Below are 19,890 nucleotides of genomic sequence, written 5' to 3'. Positions count from 1 at the left end.
GGCCGTGTCCTGTTTGCCGCCGGGGTTGACATCTCACGCCCGGCACTAACTTCCCGGCATTGGCGATGATCATGAAGGAATGACCGTCTCAGCTGTGATTTTTGCGCATTTCTGCAGGGGCGGTGCGGCTGTCGGTTGCTCGGCGCGGAGCCCGCCGACCGAACCGAGCACGCGGCGGCTCTGTCGGGGGCGGGTTTTACAGTGTCCGTTCCGTTGCCGGTCCGGAAGGCTGCCCATGTCCACTGATCTGTTCGGCGTGCGCGTGCTCGGTGTCGAGCCCGAGCGGCGCCTGCTGCGGCTGCGCGTATTCGTCGTCTACTACGAACCGGCCTGGGGGACGCACCTGTTGCCCGACGATCCGAGTTTCTTCTTCCGGGTGCTGTGGGAGGGCGCTGAAGAGCACGGCACCGGCGGTACCGCCAAGCCGCTGACCGACCTCGTGGACATCGGCGAGTTCCTCGACCAGGACTGGGTCGACACGCACACCCGCCGTTTCGTCGCACGGGTCGACCGTGTGGCCACCCGGAACCACCCTCTCGACGCCGAAGCCTGGAACCGCCTGGACACGTTCTATTACGAACGCGACGGGCGGTGGCAAGACGAACACCTGCTGGCGCAGGGCGATTACGAGGTCGAGGTGACCGACTCCCGCTGGCTGGAAGGGCTGTACTCCGGCGCCGCCTGGGGCACCACCGCCTGCAGCACCGCAGCCGCTCCCTCCGGGGGAGCGGATACCGACGCCCTTGAGACCGAGGACGGGTACCGGTTCGACGCCGCGGACGGAAGTGTTCATGCCGCCTTCGTCCTCGGATGGCTGCGCCAGGAGAAGGGCGACCTGGACGGTGCCGAGGAGGCCTATCAGCAGGCGGTCGACGGCGACCATCCGATACACAGGGCAAAAGCCCTGCTCTACCTCGGGCACCTGCACGCCGACCGCGGCGATTCGGTGGCGGCCGACCATGCCTATCGGATGTGCATCGCCGGGCATTCCCCTGGAGAGGCGGGCGCTTACCCGGTCCGGGCGGCTCTTGCCATGGGCACCATCGAGCGCCGCAGCGGCGACGAGGACGGGGCCGTCACCGCCTTCACGGACGCGGCGGACCTCGCGGAGTCAGGTGCTCACTTCGATCTGGTCCGCGAAGCCCGCCGGCTGGCCGGCATCGAAACCCCGGCCGAGGCGGCCCTCCGCATGCTGGCGGAATCCGGCCCGGACGCGGCGGAGCGGGTGCTCACTGCAGCGTGCGGTTCCGCGGCAGCCGCCCGGTTCGGCACGGCCCTGGCGCAGCGGGACGAGGTATCGGCCCGCGTCGCGCTCACCGCCATGACCGATCCGGCCGACCTCGAACGCGCCGCCGCGTTGCTCATCGATCTGGCCACCGTGCGGTCTCCGCGGGTCGGCGAGGCCGCCGACGAGGCCTTGCGGATGTGCCTGGCGACCGGGAAACCGGCCGAAGGATTGCACCGCCTTCTCACCGCGGGCCCCACCGGTTCCGTCACCGCCGCACGCCTGGCGCGCTGGGAGAAGGCAGGCCTCGAACTGTTCCGGCTCTTGGAGAAGGATGGCGGCTCCGCCGACCTCGCCCGGCTCGGTACCGCGGCCGAGCAGCGGATCCCGAGCGTTGCCGGGCGGGCGTTCAACCGGCTCGGCACCGACGCCCGGGACCGCGGCGATCCCGATGAGGCCGCCGCTTGGCTGCGGCGCGGAGCCGCCCTCACCGATCCTGACCCGGAAATCGCCGCAGTCCCCGCCTGCAACCTCGGCCTCCTCCACACCGCACAGGACGCCCCGGATGCCGCCTGCGCCGCGTTCGCGCAGGCCGAAGACGGACTCCGCAAGTTCCGCGAACGGGTGGCCGCCGCACGGCGCCAGGCCGAACTGCGGAACCGGCAAAGCGACTGGCAGACGGCGTCCGCCAACTGGATAAGGGCGGCCCGGCACCAAGCCGACGCCCTTGGAGACGGCGCTGCCGCCGAATGGACCATCTACCGGCTCGGCGACCGGCTCGCCGCCGCAGGCGAAGCACACGCGGCACAACAGGCGTACCGGTTGGCAGGCCGACACCCCGAAACCGGCGGCCACCCGGCAGCCGAGACCTACGCCACCTACCACTTTGCACGGTGGGTCGGCGACGGCGGCCACCGCCGCCTTGCGACGGAGCTGATGCGGGACCTCGCCGGCCTCGACGAGGCGCACGCGGACGACGCCATGCTCTGGCTGAGCGTGGACGCCTACCGTTCCGGCGACACGGACGCGGCCCGCACCTGGGCGGTCCGCGCCGCCGAAGCCGGGACCGAGGAGGTGGCACACAGGGCGACCATGAATCTCGCGGTGCTGGCCCAAGAGCGCCGCGAACCGCCGGAGAGTTTCCTGCGGCTGCTCGGGCCGGTGGCCGAATCCGCACACGCCGATGCCGCGCTCGCCGCGGGCTACATCGCCGAGGCGTACGACCTGCGAGGAGACACCGCCGACGCCATCGGCTGGTATCAGCGGACACTGGAGGACGCCGCCGACGCCGACGACCCGGAACTCATCGGCGAAGCGGCGTATTGCATCGGTGAGATGCTCTGCGGCAGGGCCGAGCCCGGGGCCGCCCGCCCCTACCTGGAGCAGGCGGTCTCCAGTGGCGACGCCGCCTACGCGCAGAAGGCGGCGTCGCTCCTTGCCGAAACCGCCGACTGGGCCGGGGGCGACCGGTGAGCCCGCGTGCGGCGGCGGGGGTCGGCTGCTGTTACACCGCTAGGCCGGCACCGCTTCGACGACGTCGGTGCCGTGGCATGGCACGATGCGGGTCAGCCGGAGCCCGGCCTGCTGGAACAGGTCGGCGAACTGCTCCCTGGTGCGCTGCTTGCCGCTGCAGTGGGCGAGCATGCTCAGGTCCATGAACTTGGCCGTGCGCGCGGGGCCGGTGCCGTCGGGCATCACGACCTCGGCCAGCAGCACGTGTCCGTCAGCGGCCATGGCCTCGCGGCAGCGCCGGAGAATCTGCGCCGCTTCGCGGTCCTCCCAGTTGTGGATGACGTTCGACAGCAGGTAGGTGTCGCCCCCCGCGGGAACCGCGGCCAGGAAGTCGCCGCCGACGGTCCGGCAGCGGTCCTGCACGCCGGCCTCGGCCAGCACGGGTGCGGCCTGGGCGACCACGTCGGGCTGGTCGAAGAGCACGCCGGTGACCTCGGGGTAGGTGGCCAGCACGGTGGCCAGCAGCCGGCCCCGGCCGCCGCCCACGTCAACGAGCGTGCCGCAGGAGGCGAAGTCGTAGCTGCCGGCCACGCTGCGGGTGAGCTGGGCCGAGATGTCGGTCATGCCCTGGTCGAAGACCGCCGCGGCCTGCGGGTTCGAGCGCAGGTAGGACCACGCGCTCTGCCCGTGGACCTCCTCGAAGACCGCACCTCCGGTGCGCACCGCCTGGGCCAGGTGCGCCATGGTGGAGCGTTCGGCGTGGCCGCCGACCCACCTGGCGTATCCGCGCATGGACTCGGCATCGTCGCTGCGCAGCGCGTGGCCCGTATCGGTCAGCCGGAACCGGCGGTCGGGGACCTCTTCGACCAGTTCCAAATCGGCACAGGCGCGCAGCAACCGGTAGAGGGCCTCGGGGTCGGCGCCGACCCGGTCGGCGATATCGGCCGCGGGCAGCGGTTCCGGCGACATGGCGTCGGCGACGCCGAGTTCGGCGGCGGCACCGACCGCTGCCGCCACCCAGCTGGTGGTGATCAGTTCCAGCAACCGCGTGGCGGCAGGGCTGGGAGGCAATGGGGTCGGCACGGTGGTCATCCGCCTTTCGGACAAGGGGGTCGTTGAACAGAGCGCAGCGGCAGAACGCCGGATTCGCATTTGCGGCTGTGGGGGCCGTTCACCAATGTAAACTACGAAGGGTGACCAAGTCATCGCAATCCGACAATGCTTCGGGCGGTAAGGCGGGCACTCAGGCCACTCGCGATACTCAGCAGTCCGCGCGCCGGCCCGCGCACTTACTGCAGGTCCTGACCACCCGCCGCGCCGTTCGCTCCTACACCGACCGCCCTGTCGACGACACCACTCTCGACCGCCTGCTGGATGCCATGCTCGCCGCGCCCTCGGCCTCCAACAAGCAGCCCTGGGCCTTCGTCGCCGTCCGCCGGCCGCGCACGCTCAAGCTGATCCGCGCCTTCTCGCCGGGCATCATCGACCCTCCACCGCTGATCGTGGCGGCCTGCTTCGACCGCTCGCGCCGCGTCGGAGGCGCGGCCAAGGGCTGGGACGAAGGCATGCTCTGCGTCGCGATGGCCGTCGAGAACCTGCTGCTGGCGGCGCACTGCCTGGGGCTGGGCGCGTGCCCCACGGCCAGCTTCCGCGCCGGCCCCATCCGCAGCTTCCTGGCCTTGCCCGACCACTTCGACCCGCTGCTGCTGGTCCCGATCGGCTATCCGGCCCTGGCCCCCGACCCTGCTCCCCGCCGCGACCCGAGTGAGGTGATCAGCCATGAAACCTGGGGAAACTGAGGGCCAGGCCCCGCGCGCCGGCGAGGAACTCCTGCTGCTGGCCGCCTACCTGCTCAGCAGCAGCCGCGGACTGCTTGAGGAACCGCCCGAGTACGGCACCCTCCGCTGCCTGGACGCATCCCGCCGCGTCCTGGCCCTGGCCGCGCGCCTGGGCGCCGACCCCGCCGGCCTCGATGAAGTCCGCGCGCAACTCGAGGAGTTCATGGCCGGGCCGATGGCCGACCGCGATGTCGAAACCTTCCTCGACCGCCTTTGCGCACAGCTCGCCACCGTTCTGGAGGGCCCCGGTGCAATCTCCGCCTGAACCGCCGCCGGCCGCCAGTTCCCACGAAGGCTTCCACGTCGAGCCGTTCACCCGTTCCTGCCGCCGCCTGCTCGCGCGCGGCGAGCACGCCGTGATCGGGGTGAGCGCCGGCAACGGCTACTTCACTCAAGCGCGCCTGGTCCGGCTCCTGGGCTGGGCGCACCGGAACTTCGCCACCGTCGAGGTGATCTACCCCGACCGCCACTTGGCCGACATGCACGTGGCTTCGGGCTGCAGCCCCGAACGCGCCTCAAGGCGGGCCACCAGGGCCGTCCGCGACGTGCGGCGCCGTATCCGCCGCGCCGTCGAGGGCACCGCCGCCACCGGCCGCACCCGTGTCCGCGCCCTGTCGCAGTGCGAGGAACTGCCCGGCTACCAGACCGCCAGGCGGCGCCTCGACCACGAGGCCGCCACCAACCCGCGGGTCCAGCGCGCGTGCGAAGACCATGTGCGCTGGCTGCTGGGCGCCGAACCCGATCCCGACTGCGCCAAGCTGCGCGCCGGTCTGGCATACCTGCGCGCCGAACTCCCGTTCCTGCTCAGCACCCCCGAAGTCCTCGGGGTGCCGTCCTCGGTCTCCTGCTATCACACGCTGCTGCCGGTGCTGCCGCGGCTGCGCAGCGTTTCGGCGTGTTTCCACCCCAACCAGGGGCACGTGGTCGTGTGCCCCATCGACCAAACCGACGCGATCGGCAACCCCGCGACCGGCCGGACCGACCGGCACGAACAGCAGGAAACCCCGCCACCGGCGAACTCCGGCGCACCTGCATAGGCCGGAGTCCGGCCGGGGCGTGTTCAGCCCAGGCCGAGGGCCGGGGCCAGCTCGCGCAGCGCCGGCAGCGGATCGGCTGCGGCGTCGTCGCCGAGCACCTGGACGACCACGTGGTCGGCTCCCGCTTCCAGGTGCCGGTTGACGTGTGCGGCGACCGCCTCGGCACCGCCCATGGCCACCATTGCCCCGGCCAGCCTGTCCGACCCGCCGACCACCAGGTCGGACTCGTCGAATCCCTGGCGCAGCCAGGAGTTGCGGTAGTTCGGCAGCTGCGAGTACATGTGCAGGTGCTGGTGGGCCCGCTGCAGGCCGGTCTGCCGGTCGGTGGTCAGCGCGACCGCCTGCTCGCTGACCACCCACTTGTCGGGACCCAGCAGTTCGCGGGTGCTCGCGGTGTGCTCCGGAGACACCAGGTAGGGGTGTGCTCCGTCGGCGGCGGTGCCCGAAAGCCCGATCATCTTCGGTCCCAGCGCGGCCAGCAGCCGGGCCGGGCGCCGGGCACCCGGTTCGACCTCGGGCGGGACCGCGTCCATGGTCGCCAGGTACTCCCGCATGGTCGCCAAGGGCTTGGAGTAGGAGCCGGCGTAGCTGTGCTCCACCAGCGGGGCGTGGCTGACCCCCAGGCCGAGCACGAACCTGCCGGGGTGCAGGGCCCCGAGTGTGCGGGCGCCGGCCTCGGCGGCGGCGGCGCTGCGGGCGTGGATGTTGGCGATGCCGGTGCCGACCACCAGCCGCTCGGTGCCGCCCAGCAGCGCGGCGGCCTGGGTGAACGACTCCTTGCCGCCGGCCTCGCCGTAGAACAGCGAGGAGTAACCGAGTTGCTCGATTTCGCGGGCGCGGGAGACGACGTCGTTGATCGGCCACCGGTCGCTGGTCCACCAGACACCGACGCGCGAACTGAAGTTGATTTCGGCCATGCGGACGAGGCTACCGGCGCGTCTCGGCGGCACACAGGACCGACACAGCAGGGGCTGCAGGGGCTGCCGGGGGGCGCGGAGCACGGTGCCGAGGGCATGGGACACCGGCCAGATAAATAATTAATTAGTATTTTTCATTGACGTAACGTGGGCCACAGTGGCAGCCTCTCTGGTAGTCAAGCCGGTATCCGCCCAGGTGAGGCGGTTACCTGTCAGCTCAGGGAGGTCCCCCATGCCCCGATGGCAGCTGCGCCCCCGCAGCCGTGTGCTCGCGGCGCTCACCGCGGCGCTGTGCACGGTGGCGCTCCTCGCCGGGTGCGCCGGCGGAAGACTCGGCGAGAACGGCCGTGTCGGCGTCGTCTATATGGATGCCCAGGGCTTCTACGCCGGGGTCCGCGAAGGAATGCGCGCCCACGCGCAGAGTTCCGGCGACGGCTACCAGCTGCTGGAGCTCAACGCCCAGGGCGACGCGTCGGAGGAAAGCTCCTTCGTCGACATCGCCTCCTCGGCCGGCGTCGACGCCCTCGTGCTCTCCCCGGTCTCGGCGACCGCCTCGGTGCCGGCGGTGCGGCTGGCACACGAGAGCGGCGTTCCCGTCATCTGCTACAACACCTGCATCGAGGACGCGGCGGCCAAGAAGTACGTCACCTCCTACATCCTGGGCGACCCGCACAAGTTCGGCCGCCTGCTCGGCGATGCCGCCGCCGACCACTTCGAGAGCGAAGGCGTCACCGACCCGAAGATCGCCGTACTCAACTGCGAGTTCGTCGAGGTCTGCGTCGACCGCCGCGAAGGGTTCGAGGAGGCGCTGTTCGACCGCCTGCCCGACGCCGAGATCGTCGCAAACCAGCAGGGCTCCACCATTGACGAGGCGGTCAGGGTGGGCGAGCGCGTCCTGACCGCGCACCCCGACCTGGACGCCTTCTACGGCGAGGCGGGCGGGGCCACCATGGGCGCGGTGCGCACGGTCAAGACCAGCGACCGTGCCGGCGACGTCGTCGTATTCGGCAGCGACATGTCCACCGACGCCGCCCGCGCTTTGAACGACCACACCATCCTCAAGGCCAACGTCGACATCTCCGGCCTGGCCGTGGGCCGAATGGCCGGGGAAACGGTCGAGGACATCCTCGCGGGCAACGAGTCCGGCGAGTTCATCACCGACGCGCCCGTCGACCTCTACACCACCCCCGAGGACGGTGCCCGGTGGCTGGAGGAGCACCCGGACGGCATCCCGTAGCCGAGTCCGTCCGCACTGCTTTTCCACCGTCCCAGCGGCTTGAGGAGCACCCAATGACCAGTGAAACCGCATTGCCCGAATCCGGCGGCGCCGTGGCCACCGCGCGCGCCGTGTCCAAGTCCTACCCGGGCGTCCGAGCCCTGGACCGCGCCGACTTCGAGGTCCGCGCCGGCGAGGTCCGCGCCCTGCTGGGACGCAACGGCGCCGGCAAGTCCACCCTCATCCGGCTGCTCTGCGGAGTCGAGACCCCCGACGAGGGCACCGTCGAGATCGGCGGCAAGCCCTTCGGCGACGGCGGGGTCCGCCGGGCCACCGAACTCGGTGTCGGCACCGTCCACCAGGAACTCAGCCTGGTCCCGCAGATGTCGGCGGCGGAGAACCTCTACATCGGCGCCTGGCCGACAGCGGCCGCGGGCATCGACCACGCCGCGATGCGCGCCGGCGCCCGCGAGGCGTTCGGGGACCTCGGCCTGGCCATCGACCCCGACACCCCCGTCGGCGACCTCCCCCTTGCCCAGCAGCAGCTGGTGGAGATCGCCCGGGCACTGCGCTCCCGCCCGCGGCTGCTCATCCTCGACGAGCCCACCAGCGCGCTGGCCGCAGGCGAGGCCGACATCGTCCTGGCGGCCGTGACACGCGTGGCCGAACGCGGTGTCGGGGTCGTCTACGTCAGCCACCGCCTCGACGAGATCCGCCGCGTCTCCGACACCGTCACCGTCATGCGCGACGGCGCCATCGTCGAGACCGCCCCGGTCCGCGGAGCCACCACCGCCCGCATCGTGTCGCTGATGCTGGGCGGCGAGCAGAACCGGGCGGTGCAGCGCCCCGCCAACCCCGTCGACCGGTCCGGCACCGCACTGCTGTCGGTGCGTGACCTGGCGGTGCCGCCCAAGGTGGCGGGCGTCTCCTTCGACCTGTACCCGGGCGAGGTCCTCGGGCTGGCCGGCCTCATGGGGGCGGGCCGCACCGAGGTGCTGCGGGCGCTGGCCGGGTTCACCCCTGCCGAGGGCACGGTCGCGGTCGCGGGCAACACCGTCGCACGGCGCACCCCCGCCGCCATGAAGCGCCTGGGTGTGGGCATCACCCCCGAGAACCGCAAGAGCGAGGGCGTCGTCCCGCTCCTGGGGGTTTCGGAGAACATGGTGATGAGCTGGTTCGGCGGCGCCTCGCGCGCGGGAACCGTGCTCCCCTCGCGGGTATCGGCGCTGGGCAAGGACCTTGTGGACCGCTTCTCCATCAAGACCGCGCGCCCCGACACCCCCATCGTCAACCTCAGCGGCGGCAACCAGCAGAAGGCCGTCATCGGCCGGTGGCTGCACGCCAAGAGCCGCATCCTGCTCCTCGACGAACCCACGCGCGGCGTGGACGTGGAGGCCAAGGCCCAGATCTACCGGATCGTGCGGGACCTGGCCGACGAAGGAGCCGCGGTCGTCTTCGTCTCCAGCGAACTGGAGGAACTGCCCCTGGTCTGCGACCGCGTGCTTTCGCTGCGCTCGGGCCGGATCGACGGGGAGTTCACCGGCGGCGACATCACCCTGGACAACATCATGGCCGCCGCGATGGCGGTCTGAGGCGAGGTAGTCATGACCACAACCACGCAAGCCCCCGCCGGCGCGCCCCGCGCCGGACGCGACCTCGTCGGCCGCTACGGCCGCAGACTCAACGAAATCGGCCTGCTCGCCGCCATCGTGCTCCTCTACGTGGTGCTCGGAGCCTCCGCGAGCGGCTTTCTGAGCCTCGACAACCAGCTCGGGCTGCTGCGCAACGCCGCGACCATCGGCATCGCCGCCTGGGGCGTGACCCTGGTGATCGTCTCCGGCGACATCGATATCAGCATCGGCCCCGCCGTGGCCTTTGCGTCGGTCCTGGTCGCCAAGGGGGCCACCGAGTGGAACCTCGGCGTCATGGGCGCCATCGCCCTGACCCTGGTGCTGGGGTTGGGCTGGGGAGCCCTCGCCGGATGGCTGCGCGCCAAGTTCAACGTCCCCTCGTTCATCACCACCCTGGGCCTGTGGAGCGTCCTGGGCGGACTGGCGCTGTACATGACGGATGCGCTGCCCGTTCCGCTGCCGCAGAGCGCCGTGTTCGACGTCCTCGGCGGCTCGCTCCTGGGCATCCCGACCTCCGCGCTGGTCATGCTGGTCCTCTTCGCGGTGTTCGCCTACCTGGCCCGATACACCGCCTACGGGCGCTCGGTCTACGCCATCGGCGGCAACGCCGCCGCCGCCCGCCTGGCCGGCCTGAACGTCACCCGGGTGCGGGTGCTGCTGTTCGCCACGACCGGCCTGCTCGCCGCCATCACCGGTGTCCTGCTCGCCGCCCGGCTGGGCTCGGGCAACGGCGGAGCCGCCGCCGGGCTGGAGTTCGACGTCATCGCCGCCGTGGTCATCGGCGGCACGGCGCTGGCCGGCGGCCGCGGTTCGCTGCTGGGGACGCTTCTGGGGGTGGTGTTCATCAGCGTCATCGCCAACGGCCTGGTGCTGCTCGGCGTCAACCCGTTCTTCCAGGACGTCGTCCGCGGTTTCATCATCGTCGCCGCCGTGCTGGTGAACGTCCTGATCAACCGGCGCACTGCCGGCAACCGGGTTGCCTGAGGCCCAGGCACCGACAACGGAGGAGAGCAAGCGAGTGAACGCGACCACCACTGCGCCGCTGCCCGCCACCATGCGCGGCGTGCGGCTGCCGGGCGACTCCACTGCGGCGGTCGGCACCCTGCCGGTGCCCGAACCCGGGCCCGGACAGGTCCTGCTGCGCGTGGGTGCGTCGGGCATCTGCGGCAGCGACATCGGGTTCATCTACCACGAGCACAAAACCCACCGGGGTATCGACGGCCCGGCCTACCGGGGGGTCGTCGCCGGGCACGAGCCGTCCGGAACGGTCGTGCAGGCCGGGCCGGGATGCCGCCGCTTCGGCGCCGGCGACCGCGTGATCGTTTACCACATCGCCGGGTGCGGGCTGTGCGACAACTGCCGGCGCGGCTACATGATCAGCTGCACCGACGACTCCCGTGCCGCCTACGGCTGGCAGCGCGACGGCGGCCACGCTCAGTACCTGCTGGCCGAGGAGTCGACGTGCGTCCCGCTGCCGGACGAACTGTCCTTTGTCGACGGCGCCCTCATCGCCTGCGGGTTCGGCACCGCCTACGAAGGGCTGCGGCGCATCGGGGTCAACGGGGACGGCGACCTGCTCGTCGTCGGCTTGGGACCGGTGGGGCTCGCGGCCGGCATGGTCGGCCGCGGCATGGGCGCCGCCCGCGTCATCGGGATCGAGCCCTCCCAGCGGCGCCGGGACTGGGCGGTCGGCCTCGGCGTCTTCGACACCTGCGCCGCCCCGGAAGAGGCGGCCGATGCGGTCGGCGCCGCGACCGCCGGCCGCGGCGCCGCCACGGTGATCGACTGCTCGGGTTCGCGGCCCGGGCGTTCGCTGGCCCTGGAACACGCCGCCGAATGGGGCCGCGTGTCGCTGGTCGGCGAGGGCGGCGTCCTGGAGACCGAGGTATCCGACACCCTGCTGCACAAGCAGCTGACGCTGTACGCGTCCTGGGTGACCTCGCTGCCGGCCATGGCCGAACTCGCCGGGAACCTGGTGGGCTGGGGGCTCTCGCCAGAACGGGTCGTCTCCGACCGGTTCGACTTGGCCGAGGCAGATGCCGCCTACCGCCTCGCCGCCGGCGAAAGCCGCGGCAAGGTGGTCCTGACAAGCGGCCAGGGGCACGGACAGTGAGCGAAGTAAGCCCGCTGAGCGACCGGGTGCACGTCGAGCGCGCGGGCACCGGCCCCGGCGAACGCATCGTCCTCGACAACGGCGTGCTGCGCCTGACCGCCGCTCCCGGCCTGGGCGGGCGCATCCTGTCCCTGCGTCTGGCCGGTGGCGAGTTCCTGTACCGCAACCCCCGCCTGCTCGACGCCGACCTGCGGCCCCGGCCAGGCGTGCACCTGGGCCCCACCGACGGGCCGATGAGCGCCTGGAACAACGTCGGCGGCGACAAGACCTGGCCGGCGCCGCAGGGCTGGGGCGGCCCGGGCGAGTGGGCGGGGCCACCCGATCCCGTACTCGACTCGGGCCCTTATGCGGCAGGGGTGGCCGCGGCCGCCGACGGTTCGGCCGTGCTGACCATGACCAGCGGCGACGACCCCCGTTCCGGGCTGCGGCTGACCCGCCGGGTGACCGTGGCGCCGGGGGAGTCCGGCTACCGGTTGGACCTGGAAGCCGCCAACACGTCGGATGTGCGGCGCACTTGGGCGCTGTGGAACGTCACCCAACTCGACGGCGGCGCCGGGCCGGCGGACGGATCCGGCGGCGTGTACGTGGGCGTGCGGGATGATGGTCCCGGCCCGCACACGGTGCCGCTGGTGGCCGGCGACGCCAATCCGCGCGTGGTCGACCACGCTCCCGGGGTGGTGCGGGTGCCCGACCAGGACGTGGTCGGCAAGGTCGGTTTCCCCACCGCCGCCGGGTGGATCAGCCACGTGGGGCCCGCGGGCACGCTCACGCAGACCTTCGCCGCGGTGGAGGGCGGGCACTACCCCGATGGCGGGTCGCGCGCCGAGGTGTGGCTGGAGTACCCGCTGGCGCACCCGCTCGAACACCTGGGCGGGCTGCGCCCCCTCGACCGCGTCGTCGAGTGCGAAGTGCTGGGGCCGCTCACCGAGCTGGCTCCCGGCGAAACCGCGTCGCTGGCCATCGGCGCCGAACTGGCCGCCCACCCTTAGGACACGCAGGAGAGAAATGATGGAAGCGAGGCACACGGGCGCGACCGCGGTGGTCACCGGCGCGGCCCAGGGCATCGGCGAGGCCGTCGCCCGCCGGCTGGCCGCCGAGGGCGCGGGGGTGGTCCTGACCGACCTGTCCCCGGCGGTGGAGGCGGCAGCGGAGCGCATCCGCGCCGCCGGCGGGCGCGCGGTCGCGGTGCGGGCCGACGCCGCCGACGAGGACGGCTGGGCGGGCGTCGTCCGCACCGCGCGCTGCGAATTCGGCCCGGTGGGGATCCTGGTCGCCAACGCCTACACCGTGGAGATCGCCGCCGCCCACGAGACCTCGCCGGCGTCCTGGGAGCGGCAGCTGTCGGTCAACCTCACCGGTACGTTCCTGGGCGTGCGGGCGTGCCTGGACGATCTGACCGCCCAACAGGGCTCGGTCGTGCTGGTGTCCTCGGTGCACGCCTGGTTCGGGCTGCCGGGGCGGCCCGCCTACGCCGCCACGAAAGGCGGGCTCACCTCGCTGGCCCGGCAACTGGCCGTGGAGTACGGGCCGGATGTGCGGGTCAACTGCGTGCTGCCCGGCCCCATCCTGACCGCGGCCTGGGACGAGGTGGGCGAGGACGACCGCCGCGCCAGCGTCGAGCAGACCGCCGCCCGCCGCTTCGGCGATCCCGCCGAGGTCGCCTCCGTCGCCTCGTTCCTCGCCTCCGCCGAGGCGTCCTACGTCACCGGGGTGAGCCTGCCGGTCGACGGAGGGTGGAGTATCTGCAAGGCATCGTCATGAGCCCGCGCCGCCCGAAAGGCTAGAGAGGACGGACACGATGTCTGCGTATTCGGAACGCGGAGTCCACGGCCAGGTTGTGCAGTTGCTGGGCGAACGCGTGCTGTCCGGGCGGATCGCCGAAGGGGAGACGATCGACCTCGCCGCGCTCAGCAGCGAGCTCGACCTGAGCCTCACCGCCATCCGCGAGGCGATCCGGGTCCTGGCGGCCAAGGGCCTGGTCGGGTCCCGCCAGCGCAAAGGCACCTTTGTGCGCCCGAGGGCCGACTGGAACCTGCTGGACCCCGACGTGGTCAAGTGGCAGATCGCCGCGGGAGCGGGCGACTCGTTCTTCCGCGACCTGGGCGAGCTGCGCGGAGCCCTGGAACCGACCGCGGCCCGGCTGGCGGCCCAGCGGCGCACCGGGCGCGACATCGAGGAGCTGCGCGCCGCGGTGCAGGCGATGGCCGACAACCACGGGTCCTCTCCGGAGGAGGCCGCAGCCAGCGATCTGCGGTGGCACCGCGCGCTGCTGGCCGCCACCGGCAACGAGCTCTACACCCGCACCGACATTTTCCTCGCCGCCGGCCTGACCGAGCGGGACCGCCTGGTGCACGCCGGATCCCACAAGGACCCGGTCCCCAGCCACACCGCGGTCACCGAGGCCATCGCCGCCGGCGACCCGGCTGCGGCCGAGGCCGCCATGCGGTCGCTGCTGGACCAGGCGGCCGAGGACCTGTTCCGCGCCACAGAGGACGGCGCCCACGACGACGGATCGGAGAGACCTGCATGAGGATCACCCGTATCGAGACGTTCCTTGTCGCCCCGCGGTGGCTGCTGTGCCGCGTGGAGACCGACGAGGGCCTCGTCGGGTGGGGCGAGCCGGTGGTGGAGGGCCGCGCCGAGACGGTGCGCGCCGCCGTCCACGAACTCGCCGACCTGCTGATCGGCGAGGATCCCGCACCGATCGAACACCACTGGCAGCGCCTTACCAAGGCCGCGTTCTACCGGGGCGGGCCGGTGCTGTCCAGCGCGGTGGCCGGGCTCGACCACGCCTTGTGGGACATCGCCGGCAAGCGGCTGGATATGCCCGTGCACCGGCTGCTGGGCGGTCCGGTCCGCGACCGGGTGCGCGTCTACGGCTGGGTCGGCGGCGACGATCCGGCCCGGTTGCGCGACGCGGTCGCCGCCCGGGTGGAGTCGGGCCTGACGGCGGTGAAGATGAACGCCGCCGGGGTGGTGGGCCGCTCGCCCACCGTCCGCGAGATCGACGGCGTGGTGGAGCGCCTGGCCCAGGTCCGCGAGATCCTGGGTGACGACCGCGACGTGGCGGTGGACTTCCACGGCAGGTTCACCACCGCCGCGGCCCGCCGCGTGCTGCCGCTGCTGGAACCGTTACGGCCCATGTTCGCCGAGGAGCCGGTGCTGCCCGAGTACGGCCACCTGCTCGGCGGTGTGGTCGACTGCAGCCCGGTGCCCATCGCCACCGGCGAACGCCTGTACTCCCGCGGCGAGTTCCTGCCGGCGCTGCAGGCCGGGATCGCCGTGGCCCAGCCCGACCTCGCCCATGCCGGAGGAGTTTCCGAGGTCCGCCGGATCGCCGCCCTGGCCGAGACCTACGACGCCCTGCTCGCCCCGCACTGCCCCCTGGGCCCGGTCGCATTGGCGGCGAGCCTGCAGGTCGCGTTCGCCACCCCCAACTTCCTCATCCAGGAGCAGAGCATCGGCATCCACTACAACCGCGAGGCAGAACTCCTCGATTACGTGGTGGACACCGGCGTTTTCGGGTTCGCCGACGGATACATGGACCGCACCGAAGCCGCGGGGCTGGGTGTGCAGGTCGACGAGAAGGCGGTCCGCGCGGCCGACCGCGCAGGCCACCGGTGGCGGCCGCCGGTGTGGACCCACGACGACGGATCGTTCGCGGAATGGTAGGCGCACCGGTGAGCCGAACGGCCTGCCGGCAGGCGGGCGCGCCGGTCCCGGCCGCCGGCGCGCCCGCGCCGCCCGGCTCCGGATCCCGCAGTGGAGGGACCCCATGACCGGACCCGTTGTGTGCGTGGGCGAGACCATGGCGCTGCTTGTGCCGCCCGATTCCCGCCCGCTGGATGCCGCACCGCAGCTGTTGGTGACGGCGGCCGGGGCCGAGTCGAACGTCGCCTGCACCCTCGCCGGGCTCGGGCACCCGGCGGCGTGGGTGAGCGCGGTCGGCGCGGACCCCTTCGGCCGGGTGGTCACCCGCACCGTGGCCGAACACGGCGTGGACGTGTCGGGGGTGCGCACCGACCCCGACCGCCCCACCGGCCTGTTCGCCAAGGACCCCGCGCCCGCGGGCAGCACCGTCCACTATTACCGGACCGGATCGGCGGCCTCGGCGCTGGGACCGGAGACGGCCGACACGCCCCTGGTGCGCGCAGCGGCGCTGGTGCATCTGTCCGGGATCACCCCGGCGCTGTCCCCGGCCTGCGACGCCCTGGCACAACGGCTGCTCGCCGACCGCCGCACTGCCGTGAGCTTCGACGTGAACCACCGCGCGCGGCTGTGGCAGGCGGGACGGGCGCCCGCGCGCCTGCTGGAGCTGGCGCGGCAGGCCGACGTGGTCCTGGTCGGCAGGGACGAAGCCGAAGGGCTGTGGGGGACCGCCACCGCGCCGGAGGTGCGCGCACTGCTGCCGGACGTCCCGTTCCTGGTGGTCAAGGACGCCGAGCACGGCGCGACCGAGTTCTGCAGCGGCCGGCAGGTGCATGTACCGTCCCCGCGGGTGGCGGTGGTCGAACCGGTCGGTGCCGGCGACGCCTTTGCCGCGGGGTACCTGGCGGGCCGCCTGCGCGGGCTCGACCCGGTCGGCCGCCTGCGCCTGGGGCACCTGTGCGCCGCACGGGTCCTGCGGATGGTGGGCGACCTGGCCGCTCCGCCGCGGGCGGGCCAGTGGGACCGCGCGCTGGCGGCGCCGGACGAGCGCTGGGTCGAACAGGCGTCGGCGCCGCCGGCAGCGGCATACGAGGACGAGGGAGAGGAAGAACCGTGGGGAACAGCGGGAACAGCGGGAACGGCATGAGCGGCCGCGGCCTGGCGGAGCTGTTCGGCGGCGGGCGGGTCATGGCCATCTTGCGGGGCCTGCCCCCGGAGGAGACGGTCGCCATGGCCGTGCGGGCCTGGGACCTGGGCATCACCGCCGTCGAGGTGCCCGCCCGCGACCGGCAGGGGCTGCAGGCGCTGCAGGCGGCCGTGCAGGCGGGTGCCGAGCGCGGGATCCCGGTAGGGGCGGGTACGGTCATCGGCGCCGAACAGGTCCGTGCGGTGGCGGCCTGCGGCGCCGCCTTCACCGTGGCGCCCGGCTTCGACCCGGAGGTCATGGCCGCGTCGGAGGAGGCGGCAATGCCGCACCTGCCGGGGGTGGCCACGCCGACCGACGTGCAGGCGGTGCTGCGGGCCGGAGGCAACTGGGTGAAGGCGTTCCCCGCGTCGGTGCTGGGGCCCGGTTGGATCAGCGCGCTGCACGGCCCCTTCCCCGATGTCCACGTGGTGGCCACCGGGGGTGTCGACGGCCGCAACGCGCGCGGGTTCCTGGACGCGGGAGCGCGCATGGTCGCGGTCGGCTCGGCGCTCGGCGACCCGGCGCAGATCCCGCTGCTGTCCGAGCTGTGAGGGCCGGGTCGGCGGGCCGGCTCCCGATCCGCGGACCCGGGCGGGCTGCCACACACCGCCGGGGCGTGCCGGCCCGCGGACCTGTGCCCGCCCGCGGCCCGGAGGCCGGGGCGGTCAGGACGGGGCAGGGCAGGTCAGGACCGTAGGCCCGTCAGGCCGCCGGGGTGAACAGGTCGGATCCGTGCCAGGACTCCGCACGCAGGCGATCGAGCAGGATCTGCTCCGCCGGGCCCGCGGAGTCGCGGACCACGGCGACGACGGGCTGGGACACGACCGGGGACACCGGGCGCGCGAGGTGCTCGTGGCCGTGGGGCACCGCGGAGGCCGGCACCAGGGCCACCCCCAGCCCGTCGGCGGCCCAGCGCACGGCGGTCGCGGTCTGGGACACGCGGGCGGCGGTGATCGGGGAGAGGGCGTTGTCGCGCAGCATGCCCTGCAGCACGCCGTCGAGGGCGCTGTCGCGGTCGAACCGCAGCCACGCTTCGCCCGCCAGGTCACTCAATTCGACCCGGTCGGCGGCGAGCAGCCGGTGCCCGGCACCCAGTACCACGACGAACTCCTCATCGCCGATGTGTTGGGCGTCGAGGGGGCCCTTTTCGCAGGCCGGCATCAGGGCGAAGTCCAACACGCGCGCCAGCCGCTCCAGCTCGGCGGAGCTCGGTTCCTCGAAGACGGTGACCTCCAGCCGCGGGAAGCGGCGGCGCAGCTCGCCCAGCGCCCCCGGCAGCTGGCGCGTGCCAAAGCCCATCTGCACCGCGATCACCAGCTCGCCGACCAGTTCGTCGGCACCGGCCCGCGCGGTCGCCCGCGCCCGCCGCGACGCGTTCACCGCGACCTCGGCCTCACGCAGGAACGCGCGGCCGACCACGGTGGGCACGAGGCCGGTGGGGGTGCGGGCGAACAGTTTCGCGCCGAGGTCGCGTTCCAGACCGCGGATCTGCTGGGACATCGACGGTTGCGCGACGTGCAGCAGCTCGGCCGCCGCCGTGACCGAGCCCTCCTCGGCAACGGCCAGTGCGTACTCGTACTGTCGAAGGCTCATCGGTTCCCCGCCCCCTCCTTGGGGTGGACCGGGGTCCACCCGTTGCCACCCGGGTATCGGGTGTTGCAACACGGGAGAGGGCGCTTTTACTCCGCGCCCCTGCCGGGACCGGGCACCACCGCCGCCGCGGAACCGCGCATCGCGGTGCCCGCCTACCCCGCGAGCCGCACGATGACGTTGCCGCGGTGCACGCCGGCGAGCAGCTCGTCCTGGGCGGTGATGGCCCGCTGCAGGGTGCCGTCGAGGAGCGTGTGCGCGAACGTGATCCGGCCTTCGGCGTACCACTGGGCGTAGTGGGTGTTCCAGGCCTGGATCTGCTCGGGGGTGTGCCTGGTGCTGAAGGGGCGGATCTGCACCTCGCGGGCGATCGCGGTCATGAGGTCGAGGCGGGGATGCCCGCCGTCGCCGCCGCCGACCTGGCCGGCGAGGGCGCCGCACAGCGCAAATCGGGCGCCCTGCGCCGCGTGCCGCAGCGCCGCTTCGAACTGGGCACCGCCGATGGTGTCGAAGAAGACGGTGATGCCGTCGGGGGCGAGTTCGGCCAGCCGGGCGTCGAGATCGTCGTTGCGGTGGTCGATGGCGGCGTCGAGGCCCAGCTCGTCGGTAAGGTAGCGGGCCTTCTCGGGGCCGCCGGCAATGCCGATCACATACGCGGCGCCGCGTGCCTTGGCGATCTGGGCGGCCATCGACCCGACGCCGCCGGCGGCGCCGCTGACGAGGACGACGTCGCCGGCGCCGACGCCGGCGATGTCGGCGATGCCGTAGTAAGCGGGCACGCCCTGGTTGAGCAGGTACTCGGGACCGGGGAAGACGCCATCGGGCACGGCAAACGCCTCGCCGGGGCCCAGGACGCTCTCTTCGCGCCAGCCCGCCATGTGCAGCACGGCGGTGCCCACGGGCAGGTCGTCGGCGCGGGACTCGACGACCTCGCCGATCGCGGGGCCGTAGATCGGCTCACCGGTCCGGAAGACGGGCACCGGGAGTTGGCTGGTCTCGAACATCAGGTCGCCGTTGGCCGCGATCACCTGCTGGAACAGGTTCCGCACCCGGACTCCGCCGGCGGTCAAGTCGTGCTTGGGAAGCGCGGCCACCTGGAGCACCGAGCCGGGCGGCTCGGCCACATCCTTGCGGTGCGCGCGCAGGACGACTGCGGATGTTTCCTGGTCGGTCATGATGGGATCCTCCGGGTCGGTCGGTGCCGGGCTTGCGCCCATGGCGGTATGCGGGACGGGTCCACCTGGAGCACCGGGAGCAACAGGGAGCTCAGAGCTGGGTGGCGCCGCCGTCCACGGCGAACTCGGTCCCGGTGGTGTAGGTGGCGTCGAAGGCGAGGAAGACGCCCGCCTTGGCAACCTCGTCAGTGGTGCCGAAACGCTGCATGGGATTTTCCGCGGACCGCTCCGCCTTGAACCGCTCGGCGTCCTCTGCGGTCATCGTGTTCTCCAGAATTCCCGTGTCGATGGGGCCGGGGCTGAGCGCGTTGACCCGGATTCCGCGCGGCAGCAGTTCGCGGGAGAGCGTGCGGGCCATCGAGCGCAGCGCCGCTTTGCCGGCCGCATAGACACTGGTCCCGGCAATGCCGAGGACGTTCGCCGCCGAGGTGGTGAGGACGACACCGGCGCCCGTGCTCAGCAGCGGCGCGAGCCGCTGCACGGTGAAGTAGGCGCCCTTGGTGTTGACGGCGAACACCTCGTCGAAGTACTCCTCGGTCGTCGACTCGAAGGGCGAGACCGACGCGGTGCCGGCGTTGGCGAACAGGGCGTCGACCGTGCCGAATTCGGCGCGGACCCGGTCGGCCAACGCGTCCAGGTCGGCCGGCGCGGACACGTCGCCCGGGATTGCCACCGCGTTTCCGCCGAGCCGCTCGCGCGCGGTGTCGAGCGTGCTCTGCGAACGACCGGTGATCGCCACGCGGGCCCCGCCGGCCACCAGCAGCTTCGCCGTCGCGAACCCCATGCCGTTGCCGCCGCCCGTAATCACCGCGGTCTTTCCGCTGTAGGTGCCCATTCCCAGATTCCTTCGTTCTTTCCCGTG

The 19,890-nt window shown here is 72.6% G+C and carries 19 protein-coding genes; 14 read left to right on the top strand and 5 right to left on the bottom strand.

What is annotated here, in order from left to right:
- Positions 1–235: 235 nt before the first annotated feature.
- Positions 236–2,698 carry a hypothetical protein gene (locus ACYVD5_RS03740; protein WP_460999461.1) on the top strand — a complete coding sequence of 821 codons (2,463 nt, stop codon included), beginning with the start codon at positions 236–238 and terminating at the stop codon, positions 2,696–2,698.
- A 39-nt stretch (positions 2,699–2,737) separates the two neighbouring features.
- Here ACYVD5_RS03740 and ACYVD5_RS03735 read toward each other — a convergent pair whose 3' ends face one another.
- Entirely contained in the window at positions 2,738–3,769 is a 1,032-nt protein-coding gene (locus ACYVD5_RS03735; protein ID WP_460999460.1) for a methyltransferase, read from the bottom strand.
- Between the two features lie 200 nt (positions 3,770–3,969).
- Here ACYVD5_RS03735 and ACYVD5_RS03730 point away from each other — a divergent pair, with 200 nt between their 5' ends.
- The 3 genes from ACYVD5_RS03730 to ACYVD5_RS03720 are packed head-to-tail and all read left to right on the top strand — an operon-like array spanning position 3,970 to position 5,552.
- Positions 3,970–4,476, top strand: coding sequence for a nitroreductase family protein (locus ACYVD5_RS03730; protein ID WP_460999463.1), 507 nt, complete (start codon positions 3,970–3,972; stop codon positions 4,474–4,476).
- Positions 4,457–4,780, top strand: a complete 324-nt coding sequence (locus tag ACYVD5_RS03725) for a DUF6092 family protein (RefSeq protein WP_460999459.1) — start codon at positions 4,457–4,459, stop codon at positions 4,778–4,780. The genes ACYVD5_RS03730 and ACYVD5_RS03725 overlap by 20 nt, the downstream gene beginning before the upstream one ends.
- Positions 4,764–5,552 (top strand): tRNA-dependent cyclodipeptide synthase, encoded by a 789-nt coding sequence (locus tag ACYVD5_RS03720; RefSeq protein ID WP_460999458.1) that lies wholly within the window; start codon positions 4,764–4,766, stop codon positions 5,550–5,552. Before ACYVD5_RS03725 ends, ACYVD5_RS03720 begins: the two co-directional genes overlap by 17 nt.
- Before the next feature lie 23 nt (positions 5,553–5,575).
- Here ACYVD5_RS03720 and ACYVD5_RS03715 read toward each other — a convergent pair whose 3' ends face one another.
- Positions 5,576–6,469, bottom strand: a complete 894-nt coding sequence (locus ACYVD5_RS03715) for an LLM class F420-dependent oxidoreductase (protein ID WP_460999457.1) — start codon at positions 6,467–6,469, stop codon at positions 5,576–5,578.
- Positions 6,470–6,701: 232 nt separating this feature from the next.
- Between ACYVD5_RS03715 and ACYVD5_RS03710 the strand changes: the two genes are divergently transcribed.
- The 10 genes from ACYVD5_RS03710 (at position 6,702) to ACYVD5_RS03665 (ending at position 16,814) form a co-directional block, all read left to right on the top strand.
- Entirely contained in the window at positions 6,702–7,706 is a 1,005-nt protein-coding gene (locus tag ACYVD5_RS03710; RefSeq protein WP_460999456.1) for a substrate-binding domain-containing protein, read from the top strand.
- A gap of 53 nt (positions 7,707–7,759) precedes the next feature.
- Positions 7,760–9,277, top strand: coding sequence for a sugar ABC transporter ATP-binding protein (locus tag ACYVD5_RS03705; RefSeq protein ID WP_460999455.1), 1,518 nt, complete (start codon positions 7,760–7,762; stop codon positions 9,275–9,277).
- Positions 9,278–9,289: 12 nt separating this feature from the next.
- Positions 9,290–10,300: an ABC transporter permease gene (locus ACYVD5_RS03700; protein ID WP_460999454.1), complete on the top strand. Its 1,011-nt coding sequence runs from the start codon at positions 9,290–9,292 to the stop codon at positions 10,298–10,300.
- A gap of 34 nt (positions 10,301–10,334) precedes the next feature.
- On the top strand, positions 10,335–11,429 hold the full coding sequence (locus tag ACYVD5_RS03695) for a zinc-dependent alcohol dehydrogenase family protein (RefSeq protein ID WP_460999453.1): 1,095 nt from the start codon (positions 10,335–10,337) through the stop codon (positions 11,427–11,429).
- Positions 11,426–12,418 (top strand): DUF4380 domain-containing protein, encoded by a 993-nt coding sequence (locus ACYVD5_RS03690; protein ID WP_460999452.1) that lies wholly within the window; start codon positions 11,426–11,428, stop codon positions 12,416–12,418. Before ACYVD5_RS03695 ends, ACYVD5_RS03690 begins: the two co-directional genes overlap by 4 nt.
- Before the next feature lie 16 nt (positions 12,419–12,434).
- A complete protein-coding gene (locus tag ACYVD5_RS03685) occupies positions 12,435–13,190 on the top strand; it encodes an SDR family NAD(P)-dependent oxidoreductase (protein WP_460999451.1) in 756 nt (251 codons plus the stop codon).
- 37 nt (positions 13,191–13,227) lie between these two features.
- Positions 13,228–13,959, top strand: a complete 732-nt coding sequence (locus ACYVD5_RS03680; RefSeq protein ID WP_460999450.1) for a FadR/GntR family transcriptional regulator — start codon at positions 13,228–13,230, stop codon at positions 13,957–13,959.
- Positions 13,956–15,101 carry a galactonate dehydratase gene (dgoD, locus tag ACYVD5_RS03675; protein ID WP_460999449.1) on the top strand — a complete coding sequence of 382 codons (1,146 nt, stop codon included), beginning with the start codon at positions 13,956–13,958 and terminating at the stop codon, positions 15,099–15,101. Before ACYVD5_RS03680 ends, dgoD begins: the two co-directional genes overlap by 4 nt.
- 103 nt (positions 15,102–15,204) lie before the next feature.
- The gene (locus tag ACYVD5_RS03670) at positions 15,205–16,224 is read left to right on the top strand and encodes a sugar kinase (RefSeq protein WP_460999448.1); all 1,020 of its coding nucleotides are present in this window, start codon (positions 15,205–15,207) and stop codon (positions 16,222–16,224) included.
- The gene (locus ACYVD5_RS03665) at positions 16,221–16,814 is read left to right on the top strand and encodes a bifunctional 4-hydroxy-2-oxoglutarate aldolase/2-dehydro-3-deoxy-phosphogluconate aldolase (protein WP_460999462.1); all 594 of its coding nucleotides are present in this window, start codon (positions 16,221–16,223) and stop codon (positions 16,812–16,814) included. Before ACYVD5_RS03670 ends, ACYVD5_RS03665 begins: the two co-directional genes overlap by 4 nt.
- Positions 16,815–16,965: 151 nt before the next feature.
- Here ACYVD5_RS03665 and ACYVD5_RS03660 read toward each other — a convergent pair whose 3' ends face one another.
- The 3 genes from ACYVD5_RS03660 to ACYVD5_RS03650 all read right to left on the bottom strand — a co-directional run bounded on the left by ACYVD5_RS03660 (position 16,966) and on the right by ACYVD5_RS03650 (position 19,863).
- Positions 16,966–17,856: a LysR family transcriptional regulator gene (locus tag ACYVD5_RS03660; RefSeq protein ID WP_460999447.1), complete on the bottom strand. Its 891-nt coding sequence runs from the start codon at positions 17,854–17,856 to the stop codon at positions 16,966–16,968.
- Between the two features lie 152 nt (positions 17,857–18,008).
- On the bottom strand, positions 18,009–19,028 hold the full coding sequence (locus ACYVD5_RS03655; RefSeq protein ID WP_460999446.1) for a zinc-binding dehydrogenase: 1,020 nt from the start codon (positions 19,026–19,028) through the stop codon (positions 18,009–18,011).
- A gap of 91 nt (positions 19,029–19,119) precedes the next feature.
- A complete protein-coding gene (locus tag ACYVD5_RS03650; protein WP_460999445.1) occupies positions 19,120–19,863 on the bottom strand; it encodes an SDR family oxidoreductase in 744 nt (247 codons plus the stop codon).
- Between the last annotated feature and the right edge of the window lie 27 nt (positions 19,864–19,890).

The organism is Streptomonospora sediminis (assembly GCF_054778995.1).
This window is presented reverse-complemented; position numbering and strand designations above follow the sequence as displayed.